The sequence below is a fragment of the Sphingosinicella ginsenosidimutans genome (assembly GCF_007995055.1).
In the GTDB taxonomy this organism is placed as follows: domain Bacteria; phylum Pseudomonadota; class Alphaproteobacteria; order Sphingomonadales; family Sphingomonadaceae; genus Allosphingosinicella; species Allosphingosinicella ginsenosidimutans.
Window position 1 is genome coordinate 2,597,065 of the sequence record NZ_VOQQ01000001.1, and the last position, 21,025, is coordinate 2,618,089.

The 21,025-nt window shown below is 68.5% G+C and carries 27 protein-coding genes and 1 tRNA gene; 14 read left to right on the forward strand and 14 right to left on the reverse strand.

From position 1 onward, the window contains the following. The first annotated feature begins 77 nt into the window (after nt 1–77). Together greA and FRZ32_RS12865 are read left to right on the forward strand one after the other, a co-directional pair. A complete protein-coding gene (gene greA / locus FRZ32_RS12860) occupies nt 78–557 on the forward strand; it encodes a transcription elongation factor GreA (protein ID WP_147043887.1) in 480 nt (159 codons plus the stop codon). An 8-nt stretch (nt 558–565) separates the two neighbouring features. Continuing rightward, nucleotides 566–1,204 carry a rhomboid family intramembrane serine protease gene (locus FRZ32_RS12865; protein ID WP_147043888.1) on the forward strand — a complete coding sequence of 213 codons (639 nt, stop codon included), beginning with the start codon at nt 566–568 and terminating at the stop codon, nt 1,202–1,204. A 37-nt stretch (nt 1,205–1,241) separates the two neighbouring features. Here FRZ32_RS12865 and FRZ32_RS12870 read toward each other — a convergent pair whose 3' ends face one another. Genes FRZ32_RS12870 through FRZ32_RS12890 form a run of 5 tightly spaced genes read right to left on the reverse strand, consistent with a single transcriptional unit; the run spans nt 1,242 to nt 3,058 of the window. Beyond that, nucleotides 1,242–1,460: a DUF4170 domain-containing protein gene (locus FRZ32_RS12870; RefSeq protein ID WP_147043889.1), complete on the reverse strand. Its 219-nt coding sequence runs from the start codon at nt 1,458–1,460 to the stop codon at nt 1,242–1,244. Between the two features lie 43 nt (nt 1,461–1,503). Next, nucleotides 1,504–1,887: a hypothetical protein gene (locus FRZ32_RS12875; protein WP_147043890.1), complete on the reverse strand. Its 384-nt coding sequence runs from the start codon at nt 1,885–1,887 to the stop codon at nt 1,504–1,506. Then, entirely contained in the window at nt 1,887–2,186 is a 300-nt protein-coding gene (locus FRZ32_RS12880) for a DUF3618 domain-containing protein (protein WP_147043891.1), read from the reverse strand. The genes FRZ32_RS12875 and FRZ32_RS12880 overlap by 1 nt, the downstream gene beginning before the upstream one ends. Beyond that, on the reverse strand, nt 2,183–2,566 hold the full coding sequence (locus tag FRZ32_RS12885) for a phage holin family protein (protein WP_147043892.1): 384 nt from the start codon (nt 2,564–2,566) through the stop codon (nt 2,183–2,185). The genes FRZ32_RS12880 and FRZ32_RS12885 overlap by 4 nt, the downstream gene beginning before the upstream one ends. A gap of 3 nt (nt 2,567–2,569) precedes the next feature. After that, on the reverse strand, nt 2,570–3,058 hold the full coding sequence (locus FRZ32_RS12890) for a hypothetical protein (protein ID WP_147043893.1): 489 nt from the start codon (nt 3,056–3,058) through the stop codon (nt 2,570–2,572). A 166-nt stretch (nt 3,059–3,224) separates the two neighbouring features. On the opposite strand from FRZ32_RS12890, the gene eno reads away from it, so the two are divergent. From eno to FRZ32_RS12920, 6 genes are all read left to right on the forward strand, one after another. Next, nucleotides 3,225–4,499 carry a phosphopyruvate hydratase gene (eno, locus tag FRZ32_RS12895; protein WP_147043894.1) on the forward strand — a complete coding sequence of 425 codons (1,275 nt, stop codon included), beginning with the start codon at nt 3,225–3,227 and terminating at the stop codon, nt 4,497–4,499. Nucleotides 4,500–4,631: 132 nt separating this feature from the next. Beyond that, nucleotides 4,632–4,955: an FtsB family cell division protein gene (locus FRZ32_RS12900; RefSeq protein WP_243445292.1), complete on the forward strand. Its 324-nt coding sequence runs from the start codon at nt 4,632–4,634 to the stop codon at nt 4,953–4,955. Nucleotides 4,956–5,023: 68 nt separating this feature from the next. Next, the gene (pdhA, locus tag FRZ32_RS12905) at nt 5,024–6,133 is read left to right on the forward strand and encodes a pyruvate dehydrogenase (acetyl-transferring) E1 component subunit alpha (protein WP_147043896.1); all 1,110 of its coding nucleotides are present in this window, start codon (nt 5,024–5,026) and stop codon (nt 6,131–6,133) included. Beyond that, the gene (locus tag FRZ32_RS12910) at nt 6,133–7,557 is read left to right on the forward strand and encodes a pyruvate dehydrogenase complex E1 component subunit beta (protein WP_147043897.1); all 1,425 of its coding nucleotides are present in this window, start codon (nt 6,133–6,135) and stop codon (nt 7,555–7,557) included. Before pdhA ends, FRZ32_RS12910 begins: the two co-directional genes overlap by 1 nt. After that, nucleotides 7,550–8,206: a squalene/phytoene synthase family protein gene (locus FRZ32_RS12915; RefSeq protein WP_147043898.1), complete on the forward strand. Its 657-nt coding sequence runs from the start codon at nt 7,550–7,552 to the stop codon at nt 8,204–8,206. The genes FRZ32_RS12910 and FRZ32_RS12915 overlap by 8 nt, the downstream gene beginning before the upstream one ends. 78 nt (nt 8,207–8,284) lie before the next feature. Continuing rightward, nucleotides 8,285–8,770, forward strand: a complete 486-nt coding sequence (locus FRZ32_RS12920) for an EF-hand domain-containing protein (RefSeq protein ID WP_147043899.1) — start codon at nt 8,285–8,287, stop codon at nt 8,768–8,770. Here FRZ32_RS12920 and trmFO read toward each other — a convergent pair. Continuing rightward, nucleotides 8,734–10,083, reverse strand: a complete 1,350-nt coding sequence (gene trmFO, locus FRZ32_RS12925) for a methylenetetrahydrofolate--tRNA-(uracil(54)-C(5))-methyltransferase (FADH(2)-oxidizing) TrmFO (RefSeq protein WP_147043900.1) — start codon at nt 10,081–10,083, stop codon at nt 8,734–8,736. The genes FRZ32_RS12920 and trmFO overlap by 37 nt on opposite strands. A 43-nt stretch (nt 10,084–10,126) precedes the next feature. Between trmFO and FRZ32_RS12930 the strand changes: the two genes are divergently transcribed. Together FRZ32_RS12930 and FRZ32_RS12935 are read left to right on the forward strand one after the other, a co-directional pair. After that, entirely contained in the window at nt 10,127–10,558 is a 432-nt protein-coding gene (locus tag FRZ32_RS12930; protein WP_147043901.1) for a DUF488 domain-containing protein, read from the forward strand. Nucleotides 10,559–10,616: 58 nt separating this feature from the next. Then, nucleotides 10,617–11,180 carry a class I SAM-dependent methyltransferase gene (locus FRZ32_RS12935; RefSeq protein WP_243445295.1) on the forward strand — a complete coding sequence of 188 codons (564 nt, stop codon included), beginning with the start codon at nt 10,617–10,619 and terminating at the stop codon, nt 11,178–11,180. A 7-nt stretch (nt 11,181–11,187) separates the two neighbouring features. On the opposite strand, the gene FRZ32_RS12940 is transcribed toward FRZ32_RS12935, so the two are convergent. Further along, on the reverse strand, nt 11,188–11,538 hold the full coding sequence (locus tag FRZ32_RS12940; protein WP_147043903.1) for a DUF952 domain-containing protein: 351 nt from the start codon (nt 11,536–11,538) through the stop codon (nt 11,188–11,190). After that, nucleotides 11,535–14,282 (reverse strand): DNA gyrase subunit A, encoded by a 2,748-nt coding sequence (gene gyrA / locus FRZ32_RS12945; RefSeq protein ID WP_147043904.1) that lies wholly within the window; start codon nt 14,280–14,282, stop codon nt 11,535–11,537. The genes FRZ32_RS12940 and gyrA overlap by 4 nt, the downstream gene beginning before the upstream one ends. A 279-nt stretch (nt 14,283–14,561) precedes the next feature. Here gyrA and FRZ32_RS12950 point away from each other — a divergent pair, with 279 nt between their 5' ends. The 4 genes from FRZ32_RS12950 (at nt 14,562) to FRZ32_RS12965 (ending at nt 19,083) form a co-directional block, all read left to right on the forward strand. Beyond that, on the forward strand, nt 14,562–15,851 hold the full coding sequence (locus FRZ32_RS12950) for a tetratricopeptide repeat protein (RefSeq protein ID WP_147043905.1): 1,290 nt from the start codon (nt 14,562–14,564) through the stop codon (nt 15,849–15,851). Nucleotides 15,852–15,894: 43 nt separating this feature from the next. After that, the gene (locus tag FRZ32_RS12955) at nt 15,895–17,241 is read left to right on the forward strand and encodes a tetratricopeptide repeat protein (RefSeq protein WP_158635922.1); all 1,347 of its coding nucleotides are present in this window, start codon (nt 15,895–15,897) and stop codon (nt 17,239–17,241) included. Between the two features lie 100 nt (nt 17,242–17,341). Beyond that, entirely contained in the window at nt 17,342–18,952 is a 1,611-nt protein-coding gene (locus FRZ32_RS12960) for a sensor histidine kinase (RefSeq protein ID WP_158635923.1), read from the forward strand. 56 nt (nt 18,953–19,008) lie between these two features. After that, nucleotides 19,009–19,083, forward strand: a tRNA-Ile gene (locus tag FRZ32_RS12965). Between the two features lie 20 nt (nt 19,084–19,103). Here FRZ32_RS12965 and FRZ32_RS12970 read toward each other — a convergent pair. Genes FRZ32_RS12970 through FRZ32_RS12995 form a run of 6 tightly spaced genes read right to left on the reverse strand, consistent with a single transcriptional unit; the run spans nt 19,104 to nt 21,019 of the window. Further along, entirely contained in the window at nt 19,104–19,499 is a 396-nt protein-coding gene (locus FRZ32_RS12970; protein ID WP_147044479.1) for a PaaI family thioesterase, read from the reverse strand. 38 nt (nt 19,500–19,537) lie between these two features. Then, on the reverse strand, nt 19,538–19,948 hold the full coding sequence (locus FRZ32_RS12975) for a SufE family protein (protein ID WP_147043908.1): 411 nt from the start codon (nt 19,946–19,948) through the stop codon (nt 19,538–19,540). A gap of 42 nt (nt 19,949–19,990) precedes the next feature. Then, nucleotides 19,991–20,206 carry a hypothetical protein gene (locus tag FRZ32_RS12980; protein WP_147043909.1) on the reverse strand — a complete coding sequence of 72 codons (216 nt, stop codon included), beginning with the start codon at nt 20,204–20,206 and terminating at the stop codon, nt 19,991–19,993. An 11-nt stretch (nt 20,207–20,217) separates the two neighbouring features. Next, a complete protein-coding gene (locus tag FRZ32_RS12985) occupies nt 20,218–20,451 on the reverse strand; it encodes a hypothetical protein (RefSeq protein ID WP_147043910.1) in 234 nt (77 codons plus the stop codon). Between the two features lie 25 nt (nt 20,452–20,476). Next, entirely contained in the window at nt 20,477–20,734 is a 258-nt protein-coding gene (locus FRZ32_RS12990; protein ID WP_147043911.1) for a hypothetical protein, read from the reverse strand. A gap of 15 nt (nt 20,735–20,749) precedes the next feature. Then, nucleotides 20,750–21,019, reverse strand: a complete 270-nt coding sequence (locus tag FRZ32_RS12995) for a hypothetical protein (RefSeq protein ID WP_147043912.1) — start codon at nt 21,017–21,019, stop codon at nt 20,750–20,752. Nucleotides 21,020–21,025: the final 6 nt, after the last annotated feature.

Here is a 21,025-nt window from a genome sequence, read left to right on the forward strand (position 1 = left end):
CTGCACATTTCGGCGCAGTCCGGGTGGTCTCCGAAAGGAGGGTCGCCCCGAAGAAGTTTTTACGAAAGGCAATGGGAATGGCGACGGTCGACAAGCTGCCGATGCTGGCCGAAGGCTATGAGAAGCTGCAGAATGAGGTCCGCCACCTGAAAACGGTCGAGCGCCCTGCGGTGATCGACGCGATCGAGGAAGCGCGCGGCCATGGCGATCTTTCGGAAAATGCCGAATATCATGCCGCCAAGGAGCGGCAGGGCCAGATCGAGGCGATGATCGCCGATATCGACGATCGGCTGAGTCGCGCGATGGTGATCGACCCGGCGACCCTGTCGGGCGACAAGGTGGTGTTCGGCGCGACCGTCCACCTGCTCGACGAGAATGACAAGCCGATCAAATATCAGATCGTCGGCGAGGCCGAGGCGGACGCCAAGGCGGGCCGGATCAGCTATGCCTCGCCGCTCGGCCGGGCGCTGATCGGACGCGCGGTCGGCGAAGAGGTCGAATTCTCGGCTCCCTCCGGCGACAAATATTTCGAGATCGCCCGGATCGAATTCGTCTAGGGACCGGAATGCGGCCGCCCGACAGCTGGCCCAGGGCCCGCTTCACCCTTGTCGTCATCGCCGTCACCGCCCTCGCCTGGGCGGTGGCGACCGCGCTTGGCCGCGATCAATGGGTCGAGATGTGGGGCGGCTTCATTCCGGCGCGGGTTGCCGAGACGGTCAGCGGCAGCCTGGTTCCGGTCTGGCTGACGCCGCTGACCGCGACCTTGATCCACGGCGGATTCTTCCACCTTCTGTTCAATCTCGTGATCCTCGCCTTTTGCGGCCGGCCGACCGAAAATCTGCTCGGCCCCGTCAGCCTCGCTGTTCTCTATGTCGCCGGCGCCTATGCCGCGGCCGGCGCGCAATATGCGCTCGATCCGTCTTCCAGCCTGCCGATGATTGGTGCGAGCGGCGCCATTTCCGCGGTGCTCGGCGCCTATGCGTTCCTGTTCGGCCGCAACAAGGTGAAGGTGGCGAACCGGACGCTTGCGATGCTGCTCAACGCGCTGTGGCTGCTCGTGGCCTGGATCGTGCTCAATCTGATCGTAAGCCTGACGCTCCTCAACGCCGGCATCGCGATCGCCCGGGCCGCGCATATCGGCGGTTTCGCGCTCGGCCTGCTGCTCGCCAAGCCGCTGTTCGAGATCCGCTACAGAAACGCCTAGGCGGCTTGCCCTCACCCTGTCGGGGAAAGGACAGGGTCTATTTCGCGTCCGCCTCGGGCTCCAGCAGGCGGTGGAGGTGGACGACGACATATTTCATCTCGGCATCGTCGACCGTGCTTTGCGCCTTGCTCTGCCAGGCCTCGCGGGCGCTGGCGAAATCCGGATAGATGCCGACCATGTCGATCGTCGAAAGATCGAAATCCAGCCCCCGGGGATCCTTGACCCGGCCGCCGAAGACGAAGTGAAGCTTGCTCATGGGCGAAGCCGCCTAGGCAAGCGGAGCGCGGCGCGCAAGTCGTTCAATCCGCCGCGTCGTCCTTGCCGCCGACAGCCTCGACGATCGAGGCGCCCAGCGTGTTGACGATATGACCGGTAAACTGGTCGGCGCGCTCGCGGCCCGCATCGAGCCCCTTCTGCGCCACATCGCGCGCGGCGCCGGTCAGCTTCCTGCCCGCGTCGCCGAGCCATTCGCGCTCCCGCTGCGTTCGCGGCAGGAGAAAACCAAGCAGCGCCCCGACAGCCATGCCGCCGATCACCGCCGCGACCGGATAGACGGCCATCTGGTCCGTCACGTCGCGGGTGACGTCGGCCGCTCGGCTGCGCGCGGATTCATAAGCGGAGAGGGTGCGCTCGCGAGCCTGCTCGATCGCGGGGCGGCTCGCCTTGTTCTTCGGGGCAGTCATCATTGGCTCCTTCGTGTCTTCTTGCCGCCAAGGAGGCGGCCGGCGGCGCGGATCAACGGTCCCCGCGCCAGGAAAAGGGCGATTGCGCCGGCAGCGGTCGCGGTCGCCGCCGGGCGTGCCTTCGCTGCCTCGAACGCTTCGACGGCCTTGTCGGCTGCCTTCCCCTTGGCACCGTCCCAGGCTTCGCCGGCGAGATTGCCGGGGCGAAGCCGCTGTTGCGTTTCGGCGAGCGTCGCGTCGAGCCTTGCGCGGGCAAGGATCGCTGCGCGGCGCGCGGTCTGGATGTCGCTCGCGCTCATGGGAGCTTCTCGGCCTCGCGAAGCGCGGCGCGCTCCTCGGGATCGGCCGTGAGCTTCTTGACCTCCGCCCAGCCTCGGCGAGCCAGATAATAGCCGATGCCGGCAAGCGGAACGCCGACGATGATCCCGGCGAGCAACGGCCCGACCGCGAAGGAGAGGCTGACCAGGGCCGTGATCACCAGCGCCGTCATCGCCGCGAACAAGCAGAACCAGCCGATCGCCAGTGTCACCGCCGCCTTGCGGGCCCGCGCCGCCCGATGCTCGGCGATCGCCTTGAGCAGGGCGAACTCCGCCTCCGCATAAGCGCGCGCGTCCTCGATCAACCGGCGGACCAGGTCGCCGATCGACTCGCCGTGGCGCCCGGGTCCCCCGTCGGCCAAGGATCAGGCCTCGTCGTTGGCCGGCCGGGAGTCGCCCGACGCGCTGCGCAGCACGCGGACCAGCGCGAACCCGACCACCGCCGCCGCCGCGATCGCGACGCCGGGGCTCTTGCGGACGATCTCGCGACCGTCATCGAGCAGGTCGTCGACGCTCTTGTCGCGGACCTTGCCCGAAAAGCCGGCGACCGCTTCGGCCGCGCGATGGGCATAGCCGCCATATTCGGCGCCGAGCCGCTGCTCGATCGAGCGCGCAGCGTCCTCGATGACGGCGCTGATGTCGTCGAGGAGATTGGTCGCGCGGTCCTTGCCGTCGCCGGCGTAGCTCATCAGCTTCTCGCCCGCCTGGCCCTTCAGGCTCAGCATCTGCTCCCGGACCTGGCCGGCAAGCCGGTCGGCGGCCTCGCGTGCGGTGCCGGCGGAGGACTGGGAGGACGTCGGCTCGGCGATCGTCACGTCGCCGTTCTGCGGAAGATCGGTGTCGGGGCGGGGCATAGAAGTCTCCACTCGTTCGAACTTGGGTCGATCCCTTTCAGAACCGCCGCCGCGGGCTGGCGTTCCCGCGATGCGTCATGAAAGTTGCAACCGCCTTGCCGGGCCGATAACGGCCCTTGCCGACATATATGCCGCTCTCCCCCGTTCGATAAGAGGCCGAAACGACATGACCGCGATCATCGAGCTTCATGCGCGCCAGATTCTGGACAGCCGTGGCAATCCGACGGTGGAGGTGGAGGCGCTTCTCGAGGATGGCAGCTTTGGCCGTGCAGCCGTGCCTTCGGGCGCCTCGACCGGCGCGCACGAAGCGGTCGAGAAGCGCGATGGCGACAAATCTCGCTGGGGCGGCAAGGGCGTCGAGGGCGCGGTCGGCGCGGTGAATGGCGAGATCGCTCAGGCGCTGCTCGGCATGGAGGCCGAGGACCAGGGCGAGATCGACGCCGCGATGATCGAACTCGACGGAACCGAGAACAAGGGCCGGCTCGGCGCCAACGCCATTCTGGGCGTCAGCCTCGCGGTCGCCAAGGCGGCGGCCGATGCGCGCGGACTGCCGCTCTACCGCTATGTCGGCGGCGTTTCGGCGCATGTCCTGCCGGTGCCGATGATGAACATCCTCAACGGCGGCGCCCATGCCGACAATCCGATCGATTTCCAGGAATTCATGGTGATGCCGGTCGGTGCGCCGACCTTCGCCGAGGCGCTGCGTTGCGGGGCGGAGATTTTCCACAAGCTGAAGGGGAAGCTGCACGACGCGGGCCTGTCGGTTTCGGTTGGCGACGAGGGCGGCTTCGCGCCGAACATTGGCTCGGCGCGCGAGGCGCTCGATTTCATCATGCGCGCGGTCGAGGACGCGGGCTATGCGCCGGGCGAAGACGTGCTGCTCGCTCTCGACTGCGCGGCCACGGAGTTCTTCAAGGACGGCGCCTATCACATGGATGGGGAAGGGCGCACGCTCTCGCCGCAGGAGATGGCGGCCTATCTGGCCGAGCTCGCCGGCGCCTATCCGATCGCGTCGGTTGAGGACGGCATGGCGGAAGACGATCTGGTCGGATGGAAGGCGCTGACGGATGCGCTTGGCGACCGGATGCAGCTCGTCGGCGACGACCTGTTCGTCACCAATCCGAAGCGGCTCGAAATGGGGATCGAGCAGGGCCTCGCCAATTCGATCCTGGTCAAGGTCAACCAGATCGGCACGCTTACCGAAACGCTCGCCGCGGTCGATATGGCGCATCGCGCGGCCTATACGGCGGTGATGTCCCATCGCTCCGGCGAGACCGAGGATTCGACCATCGCCGACCTCGCCGTCGCGACCAATTGCGGGCAGATCAAGACCGGCAGCCTCGCCCGTTCCGACCGACTCGCAAAATATAACCAGCTGCTCCGGATCGAGGAGGAACTGGGCGACGTCGCGGTCTATGCGGGGCGCTCGATCTTCGCCTGAACCTCCCGATTCGTCGCGCTTCCGATTCGGATCGCCGCTTATTTGGGGATTAACCGTCAAAGAGCTTGATTCGGCGACGCTTTGCTGATTCTGTGGATGGCGATGTCGAGCAAGCATAGTTCTTTGGCGTTGATGCGGCGGGCCTTCTGGCCGGCGCTTGGCCTGCTCGTGATCGGCAATTTCGTCGGCTATGCCGTGCTCGGCGAAAATGGCGTCCTCGCCTGGGGCGGCTATCGCCATGCCAAGGCCGAGAAGGCGGTCGAGCTCGCCCGGCTCCAGGCCGAGGAGCAGCGCCTGGCCCATCGTGCCGCCCTGCTCGATCCCCGGCGCACCGATCCCGATCTCGGCGATGAGCTGGTCCGGCGGGAACTGGGTTTCGTCCGTCCGGACGAGGTGATCCTCGCGATGCCCGACGACGGCGCCGCGCCGCAACCGGCCGCGCAGGCCCGACACTAGACCTGGTCAACCGCCGCGCGCCGCGGAGCCGCGGCCGCCCCGTTGCGCCACGCCGCATTTGCCGCCATATGGCCGGCAGTCCCGCGAGAGAGAGGAAGAGCCAGGTGGCAACGGCCGCATCGCCGCGCAAATCTTCGTCAAAGGCCGCCGCGAAAGGCGCGCCTCCCGCAACGCCGAACCGGGAGCGCCCGGGCGAGCCCCAGCGCTATGAGGCGAGCAAGGAGGAGCTGCTCGGCTTCTACAAGCAGATGCTGCTCATCCGCCGCTTCGAGGAGCGCGCCGGACAGCTTTACGGGCTCGGCCTGATCGGCGGCTTCTGCCATCTTTATATCGGACAGGAGGCGGTCGCGGTCGGGCTTCAGTCGGCGCTGACCCCGGGCAAGGACAGCGTCATCACCGGCTATCGCGATCATGGCCACATGCTCGCCTATGGCATCGATCCCAAGGTCATCATGGCCGAATTGACCGGCCGCGCCGCCGGCATCTCCAAGGGCAAGGGCGGCTCGATGCACATGTTCAGCGTCGAGCACCAATTCTATGGCGGCCACGGGATCGTCGGCGCGCAGGTCAGCCTCGGCACCGGCCTTGCCTTCAAGCACAAATATTCGGGCGATGGCGGCATCACGCTCGCCTATTTCGGCGACGGCGCGGCCAATCAGGGCCAGGTCTACGAAAGCTTCAACATGGCGGAGCTGTGGAAGCTCCCGATCGTCTACGTGATCGAGAACAACCAGTACGCCATGGGAACCAGCGTCAACCGCTCCTCGGCGGAGGACCAGCTCTACCGACGCGGCGAAAGCTTCCGAATCCCCGGCATCCAGGTGGACGGCATGGACGTGCTCGCGGTGCGGGGCGCGGCCGAGACCGCGTTCGAATGGGTGCGCGCCGGCAAGGGACCGATCCTGCTGGAGCTCAAGACCTACCGCTATCGCGGCCATTCGATGTCCGATCCGGCCAAATATCGGTCGCGTGAGGAGGTCCAGGCGGTGCGCGAGAAATCCGACCCGATCGACCATGCGATGCGTGAGCTCGAGGCGATGGGGATCGCCGAGGCCGAGCTCAAGGCGATCGACAAGGAGATCCGCGACATCGTCGTCGAGGCGGCCGATTTCGCCGAGCAATCGCCCGAGCCGGAGGCGAGCGAACTCTACACCGACATATTGGTCGGGAGCTACTGATGCCGATTGAATTGAAGATGCCCGCCCTTTCCCCGACCATGGAGGAGGGGACGCTCGCCAAATGGCTGGTGAAGGAGGGCGACAAGGTCTCCTCCGGCGATGTTCTCGCGGAGATCGAGACCGACAAGGCGACGATGGAATTCGAGGCGGTCGACGAGGGAGTGATCGCGAAGATCCTGGTTCCCGAGGGCACCGACGAGGTGAAGGTCGGCGCGCCGATCGCGATCCTCGCGCAGGATGGGGAGGATGTATCGTCCGCCGGCGCCGCCGCCCCGACGCCGACCCCCGCGCCGGCCGAGGACAAGAAGGTCGAGCAGCCGAGCGACCAGAAGGCCGAGGTGCATGGCGACGTCACGCCGCACCAGATGGAGACCGCCGCCCGCGATCTGGTGAAGGCCGTCGCCGAGACCCAGGACGAGCCCGACGTGCCCGCCGGCACCGAGATGGTGCGGATGACGGTGCGCGAGGCGCTTCGCGACGCGATGGCGGAGGAAATGCGCGCGGACGATCGCGTCTTCGTGATGGGCGAGGAGGTCGCCGAATATCAGGGCGCCTACAAGGTCACCCAGGGGCTGCTCGAGGAATTCGGCGACCGGCGCGTCATCGACACGCCGATCACCGAATATGGCTTTGCCGGGCTCGGCACCGGCGCGGCGATGGGCGGCCTGCGGCCGATCGTCGAATTCATGACCTTCAACTTCGCGATGCAGGCGATCGATCACGTCATCAATTCGGCCGCGAAGACCAACTACATGTCCGGCGGCCAGATGCGTTGCCCGATGGTGTTCCGCGGGCCCAACGGCGCCGCGGCCCGGGTCGCCGCGCAGCACAGCCAGAATTACGGACCCTGGTATGCCGCCGTCCCCGGCCTCGTCGTCATCGCGCCCTACAGCGCGGCCGATTGCAAGGGCCTGCTCAAGGCGGCGATCCGTTCCGAGGATCCGGTCGTCTTCCTTGAGAACGAGCTGCTCTACGGACAGAGCTTCGACGTCCCGAAGATCGACGATTACGTCCTGCCGATCGGCAAGGCGAAGGTCGTCCGGCCGGGCAAGGATGTGACGATCGTGTCCTATTCGATCGGCGTCGGCGTCAGCCTCGAAGCGGCCGAACAGCTGGCCGGCGAGGGGATCGACGCGGAGGTGATCGACCTTCGCACGCTTCGCCCGCTCGATCGCGCGACCGTGCTTGCGAGCCTCAAGAAGACCAACCGGATGGTCTGCGTCGAGGAAGGCTGGCCGACCTGCTCGATCTCCGCCGAGCTCATGGCGGTGGCGATGGAGGAAGGGTTCGACGATCTCGACGCCCCGGTCCTTCGGGTCACCGACAAGGACGTGCCGCTGCCTTATGCCGCGAACCTGGAGAAGCTGGCGCTGATCAAGGTCGAGGATGTGGTGAGCGCGGCGAAGAAGGTCTGCTATCGCTGATCTCGATCCGGACCGGCAGCTCGCGCTGGTCTATGTGCCTGCATCGAAGCGCGCGGCCGTCGAGACCCTGTGGCGCCTCGATGCCGCCTTCGGCGCCGTGCTCGCGACCGGCACCGAGCCGATGATCAGCCGCATCCGCCTCGCCTGGTGGCGCGAGGCGCTGGAGAAGCTCGACACGGCCCCGCCGCCGGCCGAACCGCTGCTGCGGGCGCTGGCGGGACACGTTCTTCCTTGCGGTGTCGCGGGCGCCGAACTCGCGGCGATGGAGGCGGGCTGGGCGGCAATCGCTCCGGGCGAGAGGCTGACGCCTGACAATCTCGCGCGCCATGGCGCGGCGCGGGGCGCACGCCTGTTTGAACTTTCAGCCCGCCTCCTTGGCGATGAGTCGCATCCGGTCGCCCAGGCGGGGCGGCATTGGGCACTGGTCGATCTTGCCCGGCACAGCGCGGCGCAGGATGAGCGCGGCGCCGCGTTCCTGGCCGCCGGGGCGGTGGAGACGCGGGGAAGGTGGCCGGCGCGGCTCCGGCCGCTCGGCATGATCTCGGCCTTGGCGCGGCGTGACCGGTCGCGCGGGCCGGAACGCGCCGAACGCCCAGGTTCGCCGGGTCGAATGCTCCGAATGATGCGCCATCGACTGACCGGTTATTGATCCGCTCCGGCGGCTGTTCGACGCATAGTTGGAGAATCGTCGAAGAACGACTAGCCTGATCCGAAAGGGGAGGGGGATATGCTTCGGTTCTTCGCTGGCGTCGGTTCGACTTTATTGCTTGTGCTTGCCGGGTTCTTTGCCTGGAAGAGCATCGCCCGGCCGGAAAGCGATCCGATCGCGCCGGCGCCGGCGGGCCAGGCCGCGGCCGATCCGGACGGGGCGGGGCGCACGCCTCCCGCCGCCGACGCGCGCACGCGCGAGCAGCGGCGGTTCGACCGCGTCGACCGCGACAAAAACGGGCGGATCACGCTTGAGGAGATGACCTATCTTCGGCGTCGGGCCTTCGCGCGGCTCGACACCGACCATAATGGGCAGCTCTCCTTCGACGAGTGGGCGGCGCGGACACTCCAGAAATTCGCGAGCGCGGACGCCAATCACGATCGTGCGCTCGACCGGACGGAGTTCGCGACCACCGCGCCGCGGCCTCGCCGCGCACCGGTGCGAAGCGCGCGCTGCGACTGCGCCACTCAGCTCCCGGCCTCGACCTCGACCGACGAGGACTGAGACGCGCGCCACGCGCCGAGATCGGCCCGGGCGCGTTCGGTGTAGAGCTTCTTGCGATCGGCCTTTTTCGTGCGGCCGATGTCGAGCGGCGGGAACAGGCCGAAGTTGACGTTCATCGGCTGGTAGGTCGCGGCCTCCGCGCCGCCGGTGATGTGGCCGAGGAGCGCGCCCAGCGCGGTGGTGAGCGGCGGGGGCGCGAGCGGTGCTCCCCGCAATTCAGCGGCCGCGAAGCGCCCCGCCAGCAGGCCGATCGCGGCTGATTCCACATAGCCTTCGCACCCGGTGATCTGACCGGCGAAGCGGATATGCGGAGCGGATCGAAGGCGCAGTGTCTCGTCCAGCAGCCGCGGCGACTGGATGAACGTGTTGCGGTGGAGCCCGCCCAGCCGCGCGAACTCCGCTTTCTCGAGCCCCGGGATTGTCCGGAACAGGCGGACCTGCTCGGCATGTTTGAGCTTGGTCTGGAATCCGACCATGTTCCACAAGGTGCCGAGCGCGTTGTCCTGGCGCAGCTGGACCACCGCATAGGGCCACCGGCCGGTCTTCGGATCGTCGAGGCCCACCGGCTTCATCGGGCCGAAGCGCAGGGTGTCGACGCCCCGCTCGGCCATCACCTCGATCGGCATGCAGCCCTCGAAATAGGGCGTGTCCTTCTCCCAGTCCCGGAACTCGGTCTTCTCGCCGTCGAGGAGGCCCTGGTGGAAGGCGAGATACTGCTCCTTCGTCATCGGGCAGTTGATGTAATCCGCCTCGCCCTTGTCCCAGCGCGAGGCCTTCCAGCAGATATCCATGTCGATCGTGTCGCCATGGACGATGGGCGCGATCGCATCGAAGAAGGCGAGGGCGTCCGCGCCGGTCGCGGCGGCGATCGATCCGGCGAGGGTCGCGGCGGTCAGCGGGCCGGTGGCGACGATGGTCGCGCCGGAGGCGGGAAGCGCATCCACCCGTTCGCGGACGATCTCGATGTTCGGATGGGCGGCGAGGCGGGCGGTCACCTCGGCCGAGAAGCCGTCGCGGTCCACCGCCAGCGCCGATCCCGCGGGCACGCGATGGCGATCTCCAGCCGACATGATGAGCGATCCGAGCGCGCGCATCTCGGCATGGAGCAGGCCGACCGCATTGCTCTCGGCATCGTCCGATCGAAAGCTGTTCGAACAGACGAGCTCGGCGAGACCGTCGGTCTGGTGCGCCGGGGTCATCTCGCCGGCGCCGCGCATTTCGGAAAGGCGGACCTTGAGGCCGGCCTCGGCGAGCTGCCACGCGGCCTCCGATCCGGCGAGGCCGCCGCCGATGATGTGGACCTGATATGTCATTGGCGGGGTCGATAGCGGCGCCGCGCCCTGCTATCCAGTCGCCATGCGCATCTTCACCATCGGTTACGAGGGGAGCACCCAGGACGAGGTGATCGCCGCGCTCAAGGGCGGCGGGGTCGAACGCGTGATCGACGTGCGCGCCGTGCCGCTGTCGCGGCGACCTGGCTTTTCGAAGAACGTGCTGGCGGCGGGGTTGAAGGAGGCCGGGATCGATTATGTGCTGCTGAAGGCGCTCGGCACGCCGCCGGCGGGCCGGGAGGCGGCGCGCAAGCACCGGTTCGAGGAGATGCGGCGGGTCTATGCCGAGCAGCTCGAAACGCCCGAGGCCGCCATCGCGTCGGCGCAACTCCTCGATCTCGCCGCCGAGAAGCCCTCCGCCCTGCTCTGCTTCGAACGCGAACCGGCCCATTGCCATCGCACGGCGCTGCGCGAGACCGTGATGCCGGACTGGGAGGCTGTCGATCTCTACGCCTGAGGCGGAGGAGCTTGCCGCCTTCATCGTCGCCAACCTGCCGGTTGTCGCGGTGCCGGGCGTGCCGGAGATCCGGCTCCACAAGGCGGCGCCGGAGAGCGGGCTTGGGCGGCGCTTCGGCGCCGGGCCGGCGCCCTACTGGGCCTATCACTGGGCCGGCGGGCTGGCGCTGGCGCGGTTCGTGCTCGACCGGCCCGAATGGGTGAGGGGACGCCGCGTGCTCGATCTCGGCGCGGGCGGCGGGCTGGTCGGGATCGCGGCGGCGCTGGCCGGCGCCTCCGAGGTGCGGGCGGCGGAGATCGATCCGGCCGGCCGCGCCGCGCTCAGGCTCAACGCAGCGCTGAATGGCGTCGCGATCGAGGCGCCGGAAGGCGACCCGCTCGACGTCCCGCCGCCGGAGGTGGATCTGGTCCTCGTCGGCGACCTGTTTTACGACGCGGCACTCGCGGCGCGGGTGACGGACTGGCTGGATCTGTGCCTGGCGCGCGGGATCGAGGTGCTGGTCGGCGACCCGCGACGGGCGCCGCTGCCGGTGGACCGACTGGAGCTGCTCAACGAAGCGCCGGTCCAGGAAACCGCTGGAGCGGTGCAGACGGGCGCCGTATTCGCATTCCGGCGGAGCTGATCGGGCGCTATTCGTCCGGGAACGGCGCCTTCACGCGGCCATCAGCGGCGCGCTCCAGCGGCGCGAGGGCGACGACGGCGCCCAAGGGCAGCGATGCATAGAGATGCGGGAAGAGCGCGCCGCCGCGCGATTCCTCCCAGCGCACGGCCTCGCCAAGGGCCGTGAGATCGACGCAGGCGAGCCATAGGTCCTGCTGACCGGCGAAATGCCGGTCGACGGTCCCGGTGAGCTGGTCCGCGGCGGACAGGTGGATATAGCCGTCGGTGCGATCCACCGCCGAACCGGCGAAGGTGCCTTGTTGCAGCTCCGCCGCTTCGTCCGACGTCAGCACCTTGTAGGCGAAGGCCGGTCGGCTCACTCGCCGCCCTCGGGGCCGGCGGCAAGGTCATCGCCGGTGTCGGCCCCTGGCTCCGGCGCGATTTCGGGCGGGTTCGGCTCGATCACCGCTTCCGCTTCCTCCTCGCTCTCCTCGATCCGGGCGGCGGAGACGACATGCTCGTTCTCGGCGACGTTGAAGAGACGGACGCCGGCGCTGTTGCGGCCGATGACCCGGGTGTCGCCGACGCTCATCCGGATCATCTTCGCCTGATCGGTGACCAGCATCAGCTGCTCGCCGGCATGGGCCGGGAAGCTCGCGACCACCGGTCCGTTGCGGCCGAGATTGTCGATATTGGTGATCCCCTGGCCGCCGCGATTGGTGCGGCGATATTCGAAGGCGGAGCTGCGCTTGCCATAGCCGTTGGCGCAGACGGTGAGGATGAACTCCTCCGCCGCCTCGAACTCGGCCATTCGCTCGGGGCTGAGGCTCGCCTCGCGCTCCCCGTCTTTCCACGGCGCGGCGCGCAGATAGGCGTCGCGTTCCTCGGTCGTGGCGTCGAAGCCCTTGAGGATGGAGAGCGAGATCACCTCGTCGCCGTCCTTGAGCGTGATGCCGCGAACGCCAGTCGAGGTGCGGCTCTGGAACTCGCGAACCGCGGTCGCCTCGAAGCGGATCGCCTTCCCCTGGCGGGTGGCGAGCAGGACGTCGTCCTCCTCGGTCAGCAGCGCGACGCCGATCAGCCGGTCGGTCGCATCCTCGTCGAAGCGCATCGCAAACTTGCCGTTCGACGGCACGTTGGCGAAGGCATCCATGCTGTTGCGGCGGACGCCGCCATGCGCGGTCGCGAAGATGACGTGGAGCTTGCCCCACTCCGCCTCGTCCTCGGGGAGCGGCAGCACGGTCGAGATCGTCTCGCCCTCCGCGAGCGGAAGCAGGTTCACCATCGGTCGCCCGCGAGCCTGAGGCGCGCCCTCGGGAAGGCGCCAGACCTTGAGGCGATAGACTTTGCCGTGGGTCGAGAAGAACAGGACCGGATTGTGGGTGGAGGTCACGAACAAGGCGGTGACCGCATCCTCCTCCTTCGTCGCCATGCCGGCGCGCCCCTTGCCGCCGCGGGCCTGGGTGCGGAAGGCCTCCAGCGGGGTGCGCTTGATATAGCCGCCGAGCGTCACGGTCACGACCATGTCCTCGCGCTCGATCAGATCCTCGTCGTCGATGCCGTCGGCGGCCGGCGCGATCTCGGTGACGCGCGGGGTGGCATAGGCGGCGGCGATCTCGTCGAACTCGTCGCGCATCACGGCATAGAGCTTCACCCGATCGCCGAGGATTTCGAGCAGCTCGCCGATCGACGTGGCGAGCGTCCTGAGCTCGCCGGCGATCTCGTCGCGGCCGAGCGCGGTGAGGCGGTGCAGCCGAAGTTCGAGGATCGCGCGGACCTGCGTCTCGGACAGGCGATAGCTGTCGCCCGTGACCTCGGTCTCGATGGCCTCGACCAGGCGGATATAGGGGGCGATCTCGGCGATCGGCCATTCGCGCGCGATCAGGGCGGCGCGCGCCTCGGCAGGCGAGGCGGAACCGCGGATGATCCGCACCACCTCGTCGAGATTGGTGACCGCGATGACGAGGCCGAGCAGGATGTGGGCCCGGTCGCGCGCCTTGGCGAGCTCGAACTTCGAGCGGCGGGTGATGACCTCCTCGCGGAACTTCACGAACGATTCGATGATGTCGCGAAGATTGAGCGTCTCCGGCCGGCCGCCGCGGATCGCGAGCATATTGGCCGGGAAGGACGATTGCGCCGGCGTGTGCCGCCACAGCTGGTTCAGCACCACCTCGGGCGTCGCGTCGCGCTTGAGGTCGATGACGATCCGGACGCCGTGACGGTTCGATTCGTCGCGGATGTCGGACACGCCCTCGATTCGCTTGTCCTTCGCCGCGTCGGCGATGCGCTCGACCAGGCCCGACTTGCCGACCTGATAGGGAATGGAGGTGAGCACGATGGAGCGCCGATCGCCGCGGCCTTCCTCGATCTCGTGGCGGGCGCGCATGATGATCGAACCACGCCCGGTCTGATAGGCGGCGCGGGCGCCGGCCTGGCCGAGGATCAGCGGCTTGGTCGGGAAATCCGGCGCGGGGACATAATCCATCAGCCCTTCGACGGTGATCGAGGGATCGTCCATATAGGCCTTGCAGGCGGCGATCACCTCGCCCAGATTGTGCGGCGGGATGTTGGTCGCCATGCCGACCGCGATGCCGCCCGCGCCGTTGACGAGCAGGTTCGGGAAGCGCGCCGGAAGGACCTGCGGTTCCTCACGCGAGGCATCGTAATTGGGCGTGAAATCGACGGTGTCCTTGTCGAGATCGTCGAGCAGCGTCATCGCGACCTTCGCCAGCCGCGCCTCGGTGTAACGCATCGAGGCCGGCGGATCGGGATCCATCGATCCGAAATTGCCCTGGCCGTCGATCAGCGGCACGCGCATCGACCAGTCCTGCGTCATCCGCGCGAGCGCGTCGTAGATCGCGGCGTCGCCATGCGGGTGGTAGTTGCCCATCACGTCGCCGACGATCTTGGCGGACTTGCGATAGGGCCGGCCGGCGACCATGCCGCCCTCAAGACTGGAATAGAGGATGCGGCGGTGAACCGGCTTCAGCCCGTCGCGCACGTCGGGCAGCGCGCGCGCGACGATCACGCTCATCGCATAGTCGAGATAAGAGGTCTTCATCTCCTCGACGATGGAGACGGGTGAAATGTCGGATGAATCGATAACGGGCGGTTCGCTGGCCAAAATCTATTCCTGCATTGCGGGTGACGGCGCGTCTTGCGCCAAGGGAGATGCGACCCTAGCGGATGGCAGCGGCCGGCGCCACCCCGCGCGCACGCGCGTACGCGCGCGAGGCCGCATCTCCAGATAGTTGCTTTGCGCGGATTTTCCAGCCCGGCGTCTTTTCCGCGGCGTTCGGCGACGGCCTACTAGCAAGGGCCCGGCGGAATCGGTAGAAGCCGCGGCGGAGGGGGGTTGGAACCGGCGGGCGAGAGCCTGGCGGACGGAAGGAGTTTTTGCTTGATGGCGGCATCGAAGGTGGCGCTGGCCGGGCTGATCGCCCTTGCCGGGCTGACGACACCCGTATCGGCGCAAGCTCCTCAGTCCCAGCGGGCGCTCTCGATCAGCGCCAGCGAACGCAACGCGCTGGTCGCGCTGCAGACCGCTGCCGCCGGCAGCGACCGCGCCGCGCAGGATGCCGCGCTGGCGGCGGCGCGGACCGCGGCGCAGGGCCCGGATGCACGCTATGTGCTCGCCCGTCTCGAATTCCAGATCGCCCAGTCCCGCGGCGACGCGCAGGGGCAGGCGGCGGCCGTCGACGCGATGGTGGCGAGCGGCCTGGTGCCGCCCTCCGAACTTCCGCCGCTGCTCGCCAACCAGGCGTCCCGTGCTTATAGCGCCGGGCAGTTCGAGCGCGCCGACGCGCTCCTCGCGCAGATGGCGCAGCTCCAGCCCAATGATGCGACGATCGCCGCCGATTATGCCCAGCTCAAGGCGCGGCGCGGGCAGCGGGCCGAGGCGGTGACCTGGATCGGCCGCGCCATCGAACTGCAGACCGCCGCTGGGCAGGCGGTTCCGGAAAGCTGGTATCTGCGCGCGGCGGCGCTCGCCTATGACGGGCAGATGATGCCGCAGGGTGTCGCGTTCGCGCGGGCGCTCGTCAGCGCCTATCCGACGCCCACCAACTGGCGCGACGCGCTGCTCGTCTATCGCGCCTCGCAATCGCCGCCGCCGCCGCCGCGCACCGGTTCGGGCGAGCGGCCCAACGTCACGCCGCGACCCGCCGATGCCCAGCTCGATCTCGACATCAAGCGGGCGATGCGCGCGGCTGGCGCGCTTGAGGGCGAGCGCGACTATCTCGAATTCGCCGACCAGCTCGCGACCGCCAACCAGATGGGCGAGGCCAAGGCGGTGGTCGATGAAGGCCTGTCGCGCGGCATGCTCGATGCAGGCGAGGCCGCCGTTCGCCAGATACAGACCCGCGTGACCGCCGCTGCGACACGCGGCCGGGCCGGCCTCGCCGGATTGCGGACCCGTGCGGCCTCGGGCACCGCCGCGCAGGCGCTGGCGGCGGCCGACGCCTTTTATGGCTACGGCCAATATGCCGAAGCCGCGACGCTCTACCAGGCAACCCTGCAGAAGAGCGGCAGCGATGCCAATCTCGTCAACCTGCGCCTCGGCGCTGCCCTGGCGCTGGCCGGGCGGCGGGCCGAGGCCGAAACGGCGCTTCACGCCGTAACCGGGCCGCGCGCCGATCTCGCGGCTTTCTGGCTGGTCTGGCTCACGCGTCAACCGCAGAGCCCGACCAGCTGATCCTCCCGCCCGCGACAGGCGGCCTGTGCAAATGGAGATGAAAATGAACCGCTCGATTCTGGCTTCGGCCGCTATCGCCCTTGTGGCCCTGCCGGCCGTGCCCGCTCTCTCGCAGAGCTCGGCGCAGACGATGCGCGACGCCCAGCAGGGCAACCGGCGGGGGCATCAATCAGACGGGGAGGGCCAGCAACAGCGCCAGACGCATCTGCAGATCACCGGGCTCAGCCGGCAGGAGAGCGACGCGATGCTTCCCGCCTATCAGGCGGTGCAGAGCCAGGACTGGGCGGCGGCCACCGCTGCGCTGCCGGCGGCCCAGGCGGCCGCACAGAGCCCGACGGCGCGCTACGTCCTCGGCCAGCTCGAGCTTCAGATCGCACGGGGCACGAACAATTCGGAATTGATGCTCCAGGCAGTCAACCAGATGATCGACAGCGGCGCAGCGCCGGCAGACCAGATCGAAGCGCTGCAACGCGCGAAGACCTCGCTCACCGCGGCGAATGTCGCGCAGAGCGACCCGGCCGCGGCCGAAACGCAGCTGGCGCAGCTGCTTGCTGCGGATGCCAACAATATCGGCACCATGATCCAGCTCGCCGAGGTCAAGGAACGGCTGAACAAGCATGAGGAGGCGATCGCGCTGTTCCAGCGCGCGATCGCCGCGAGCACGGCGGCCGGGCAGGCGGCGCCGCAGGATTATTATCGCCGCGCGCTCGCCATCGCTTATGGCGCGCACCTCGCCCAGCCGTCCTTGGAGGTCGCGACCCAGCTGATCGCCGCTTATCCGACGGGCGAAAACTGGCGGGATTCGCTGCGCGTCTATCGCAGTCTCGCCACGGACAGGCAGGCCGAGCTCGATCTCTTCCGTCTGATGCACGACGCCGGCGCGCTCGCCAGCGAAGCGGAATATGTGACCTATGCGGAAACTGCCAATCGCGCGGTCGCTCTCGGTGAGGTCAAGTCGGTGCTCGATGAAGCCTTCGCGCGCAACATGATCCAGGCCTCGAATGCCACATCGGTCCGCGCCCTTCAGTCGAGCGCGGTGAACCGGATGCAGGCGGACCGCGGCTCGCTCGCCACCGAGGCGCGCAACCCGGCCACGGGCACCGCGGCGCTGCGCATCGGTGACGCCTATTTCGGTTACGGCCAATATGCCGAGGCTGCACAGGCCTACCGTACGGCGCTCCAGAAGGGCGGCCAGGATGCGAATCTCGTCAATCTGCGGCTCGGCGAAGCGCTTGCGCGCGCCGGCCAGCGCGCCGAGGCGGAGACGGCGTTCCGCGCCGTGACCGGGCCGCATCAACCGATTGCCGCCTTCTGGCTGCTCTTCCTCGCCCATCCGCCGCAGGGCCAGGCGGCCCCGGCCCCGGCGCCGGCAGCAGCGCCCGCGCAATAAGCGGGCGGATCCGGCGCGTCGCAATTCGGGACGCGCCGAATCCGGCCCTTCCGCCGCGCCACGGCCACGTCTACCGCTCATGCCGAGGAGACGAGGCGTCATGCGGTTCGACGACAGGATTGCGACGGTGCTCGCGCAGCCGGCGGAGGCGCCGGCGGCGCGTGCCGCGCGCTGGCGTCAGCTCGTCGACCTGCTCGCCCAGCCCAGGGGGGATGGCGAGGAAGCGACGGCCGCGCGCGCCTTCGAAGTCCTCCGTGCCGATCGCCCCTCGATCGACCCGGCCGTGCGCCGCCGGATCGCCCAGACCCTCGCGGGCCTCGCGGTCGATCCCGAAATGATCGTCTTTTTTGCCGAGGATCACCCGGCGATCGCGGCGCCCCTGATCGGCGCGGCGTGGCTTTCGGCGGCAGATTGGACCGCGATCCTGCCGCGGATCGGGCCGGCGGCGCGTGGCTTGCTGCGCCACCGCCGCGATCTCGATCCCGCCGTCCGTCGCGCCCTCGGTGCCTTCGGGGCGACCGATTTCGTGCTTGAAGGCCGGGTCGCCGCCGATGGCGAGTCCCAGATCCGCGAACTTGTCGAGCGGATCGAAGCCTATCGTCGCCAGAAGGGCGAGGGCATGTTGGCCGCGGTTTCCGATCTTGACGGTGGGTCGGCGCGCATGGCCGAGAGCTTCCGCTGGGAAACCGGAACCGAGGGGGTGATCAGGTGGCTCGACGGCGCGCCCCGCGAGGCGATTCTCGGACAGAGCATCGCGCGGATCGCTGGCCCCGGTTTGCACGGCGTCGACGGCCAGGCGGCCGGCGCATTCGAGAAGCGCGCGCCCTTTCGCGATGCACGGCTGGTCATCCCGGGCGAGGGCCCCGCGGCGGGCGATTGGCGGATTTCCGGCGTCCCGGCATTCGATCAGGCAAGCGGCGCCTTCACCGGCTATCGCGGCACGGCGCGGCGGCCACGGATCGATCAGGTCGCTCGGCCCGCGAGGGCGCAAGAGGGCCTCTTCGGCGAATCGTTCCCGGCCGATGCGGTCCGTCAACTGATCCATGAGCTGCGCACCCCGCTCAACGCGATCACCGGCTTTGCCGAGCTCATCGAGGGGCAATATATGGGCCCGGCGGCGACCCCCTATCGCGCGCGCGCCGGCCGGATCATCGGCGAGGCGCACAATCTTCTGTCGGCGATCGACGATCTCGACACCGCCGCGCGGATCGAGACCAACCGGCTGGAGCTCGAGGCCGACGCGGTCGACGTGGCGGCGCTCGTGGGGCATCTCCATGGCTCCTATGCCCGCCTCGCCGCGCAGCGACAGGCCGAGCTGACGCTCGAGGTCGCGCCGACGCTCTCGCCGGCCGCCGTCGACGCGGCGGCGGCGGAACGGATGTTCGGGCGGCTCTTCGCCGCCACGGTCGGGCTCGTGGGGGCCGGGGAGACGTTGCGCGCGACCTTGGCGCTCGCCGGCGGGGGCAAGACGATTTCGCTCGCGATCGATCGGCCGCAGGCGATCGCCGGCCTCGGCGAAAGGGCGCTGCTCGATCCGGGTTATACGCCGCAGGGAGACTGGCCGGACGCCCCCGCACTCGGCCTCGGCTTCGCGCTGCGCCTGGTCCGCAACCTCGCCGAAGCGGCCGGCGGCGGGCTGTCGATCGGGAGTGAGCGTATCCGGCTGGATCTGCCGGCGGAGCGGGCAAGCGACATCGCCCAGGCGCACTGATGCCCGCGCTGGTCTTGCCGCCCCGACTCGGCTAGACGCTGAGCGGCTTCGGGAAGGGGCCTGTAGCTCAATGGTAGAGCCGGCCGCTCATAACGGCTAGGTTGCAGGTTCGAATCCTGCCGGGCCCACCAGCTTCCCGCGCCTTGGCCGTTCAACCGGCGTCGGTGAACATGAAGGTGGCGCTGACATGGGCGACGGGATCGCCCGGATCGCCGTCATGGGCGATGCCGCGGGTGAAGCCGACGCTGCGGGTGATTCCATAGCATTCTCCGCGCCCGACGATCGCCGCGCCGGGCCGCGCCGGCCGCAGATAATCGATCCTGAGATCAAGCGTCGCCTGCGGCCGGAACCGGCCGAGCTTCACCCACAGCGACAGGCTGGTCGCCATGTCCATCAGGCTGACAATCGGGCCGGAGGCAAGGACCCCGTCGCGGCCGGCAACGAGACGGTCGTCATAGGGGAGGCTGAGCATGCACCAGTCCGGCCCATGGTCGACATAGGAGATGCCGAGCGCGCCGCCATGGCCGTAGGTTCTGACCCGATCCATGAACAGCTTCGGATCGAAGACGGGGGCTGGCGCCTCTGTCACGCCCGCCGCGCCGCGGTTTCGCGCACGAGCGCGATCATGTTGGGGATGCCCTGGGTCCGGTTGGAGCTCAACTGCGCCTTGAGATCGAAGGGGGCGAGCGCGGCCTCGATATCGGTGGCGAGGATTTGCGTGGGATTTCGGTCCTGGACCGCGAGCAGGACGAGGGCGACGATGCCCTTGGTGATCGCGGCGTTGGAATCGGCGAGGAAATGGAGCCGCCCGTCGTCCTTCGCGACCGGATAGAGCCACACGGAGGCCGAGCAGCCGCGGACCAGGGTGGCATCGGTCTTCAGCGCGTCGGGCATCGGCTCGAGCGAGCGGCCGAGATCGATCAGCAGCCGGTAGCGATCGTCCGCGTCGAGCAGCTCGTAATCGGCGAGGACATCGTCGAGGGAGTGGAAGGACATGGCGCCGATCTAATGAAACGACGCCCGGCCGTCACCTGTCGATCAGAGCTCCCCGCCGCTGGCGATGATCTCCAGCCGACGAACACGCTCGCGCAGGTGGGCAAGGTCGGATCGCCGCGCGCCGGGGCCGCGCCGGTCGATCTCGATGCGCTTGAGATCGAGCCAGGCCTGCCATCCGCGCAGCATCGCGGTCGCAGCGGCGGCAATCCCGACCAGGCTGGTCGAGCCGATGATGAGGACAGAGGCGGGATCGGACATGGCCTGCGATCCTAGCGGTTCCTGAGATCGTCGATCTCGCGGGCGAGGCTGTTTTCCTTCTCGACCGTGATCCGCTCGAGCACGGCGAGCCGGTCCTTGAGCTGGTCGACCTCCTGCCGCAGGCGCGCATTCTCCCGGGCGGTCGCGGGATCGCCGTCTCCACCGTGCAATTTGTAGCGCGCCTTGATGACGCTCGCGATCATCACAACGACCACGATCGCCACCACCATCTCGAACGGATTCATCCCATTCTCCCTCTACCTGCCGCGTTCACGCCGTTGGCCGGTCGCGCAGCCGTTCGATCTCCTCGGCGACATCGATGCCGCGATCGGTGGCGATCCGCTCGAGCACGCGCACGCGCTGCTCAAGCCGCTCGGTCTGCGCGGCATGGACAGCGGCGCTGTCGGCGGCCTGATGCTTCAGCGCCTCGATCTGCTTTTCCTTGAGCCGGAACCAGTGCCTGAAGATGCCCGAGATGATCGCCGCGAGCGGGATCAGGACCCAGATCCACGAAGCCGGATGCCCCATCTGAAAAATTCCCCCTTAGTTGAGCGGTTCGTTGCGAAGCGATTCGATCTCGCCGGCGAGATCGGCGCCCCTGTCGGTTGCGATGCGCTCGAGCACCCGCACCCGCTGCTCCAGCCGTTCGGCATGGGCGGCATATTGGGCCGCCTTTTCCGCCGCCTGGGTGCCGACCAGCTCGAGCTGGCGCTCCTTGAGCTTGATCCAGCGCTTGGCGATATCACCGCCGACGCCGACGATCACCGGGATCGCGACGACGATGAAGAAGAACCAGAGAAAGCCCGGAAACATGCTCAG

What these genes read in the sequence shown, in the direction of transcription:
- greA (WP_147043887.1), top strand. Translation starts at nt 78, where the DNA reads ATGGCGACGGTCGACAAGCTGCCGATGCTGGCCGAAGGCTATGAGAAG.
- FRZ32_RS12865 (WP_147043888.1), top strand. Translation starts at nt 566, where the DNA reads ATGCGGCCGCCCGACAGCTGGCCCAGGGCCCGCTTCACCCTTGTCGTC.
- FRZ32_RS12870 (WP_147043889.1), bottom strand. Translation starts at nt 1,460, where the DNA reads ATGAGCAAGCTTCACTTCGTCTTCGGCGGCCGGGTCAAGGATCCCCGG.
- FRZ32_RS12875 (WP_147043890.1), bottom strand. Translation starts at nt 1,887, where the DNA reads ATGACTGCCCCGAAGAACAAGGCGAGCCGCCCCGCGATCGAGCAGGCT.
- FRZ32_RS12880 (WP_147043891.1), bottom strand. Translation starts at nt 2,186, where the DNA reads ATGAGCGCGAGCGACATCCAGACCGCGCGCCGCGCAGCGATCCTTGCC.
- FRZ32_RS12890 (WP_147043893.1), bottom strand. Translation starts at nt 3,058, where the DNA reads ATGCCCCGCCCCGACACCGATCTTCCGCAGAACGGCGACGTGACGATC.
- eno (WP_147043894.1), top strand. Translation starts at nt 3,225, where the DNA reads ATGACCGCGATCATCGAGCTTCATGCGCGCCAGATTCTGGACAGCCGT.
- FRZ32_RS12900 (WP_243445292.1), top strand. Translation starts at nt 4,632, where the DNA reads ATGCGGCGGGCCTTCTGGCCGGCGCTTGGCCTGCTCGTGATCGGCAAT.
- pdhA (WP_147043896.1), top strand. Translation starts at nt 5,024, where the DNA reads ATGGCCGGCAGTCCCGCGAGAGAGAGGAAGAGCCAGGTGGCAACGGCC.
- FRZ32_RS12910 (WP_147043897.1), top strand. Translation starts at nt 6,133, where the DNA reads ATGCCGATTGAATTGAAGATGCCCGCCCTTTCCCCGACCATGGAGGAG.
- FRZ32_RS12920 (WP_147043899.1), top strand. Translation starts at nt 8,285, where the DNA reads ATGCTTCGGTTCTTCGCTGGCGTCGGTTCGACTTTATTGCTTGTGCTT.
- trmFO (WP_147043900.1), bottom strand. Translation starts at nt 10,083, where the DNA reads ATGACATATCAGGTCCACATCATCGGCGGCGGCCTCGCCGGATCGGAG.
- FRZ32_RS12930 (WP_147043901.1), top strand. Translation starts at nt 10,127, where the DNA reads ATGCGCATCTTCACCATCGGTTACGAGGGGAGCACCCAGGACGAGGTG.
- FRZ32_RS12950 (WP_147043905.1), top strand. Translation starts at nt 14,562, where the DNA reads ATGGCGGCATCGAAGGTGGCGCTGGCCGGGCTGATCGCCCTTGCCGGG.
- FRZ32_RS12955 (WP_158635922.1), top strand. Translation starts at nt 15,895, where the DNA reads ATGAACCGCTCGATTCTGGCTTCGGCCGCTATCGCCCTTGTGGCCCTG.
- FRZ32_RS12960 (WP_158635923.1), top strand. Translation starts at nt 17,342, where the DNA reads ATGCGGTTCGACGACAGGATTGCGACGGTGCTCGCGCAGCCGGCGGAG.
- FRZ32_RS12970 (WP_147044479.1), bottom strand. Translation starts at nt 19,499, where the DNA reads ATGGATCGGGTCAGAACCTACGGCCATGGCGGCGCGCTCGGCATCTCC.
- FRZ32_RS12975 (WP_147043908.1), bottom strand. Translation starts at nt 19,948, where the DNA reads ATGTCCTTCCACTCCCTCGACGATGTCCTCGCCGATTACGAGCTGCTC.
- FRZ32_RS12980 (WP_147043909.1), bottom strand. Translation starts at nt 20,206, where the DNA reads ATGTCCGATCCCGCCTCTGTCCTCATCATCGGCTCGACCAGCCTGGTC.
- FRZ32_RS12985 (WP_147043910.1), bottom strand. Translation starts at nt 20,451, where the DNA reads ATGAATCCGTTCGAGATGGTGGTGGCGATCGTGGTCGTTGTGATGATC.
- FRZ32_RS12990 (WP_147043911.1), bottom strand. Translation starts at nt 20,734, where the DNA reads ATGGGGCATCCGGCTTCGTGGATCTGGGTCCTGATCCCGCTCGCGGCG.
- FRZ32_RS12995 (WP_147043912.1), bottom strand. Translation starts at nt 21,019, where the DNA reads ATGTTTCCGGGCTTTCTCTGGTTCTTCTTCATCGTCGTCGCGATCCCG.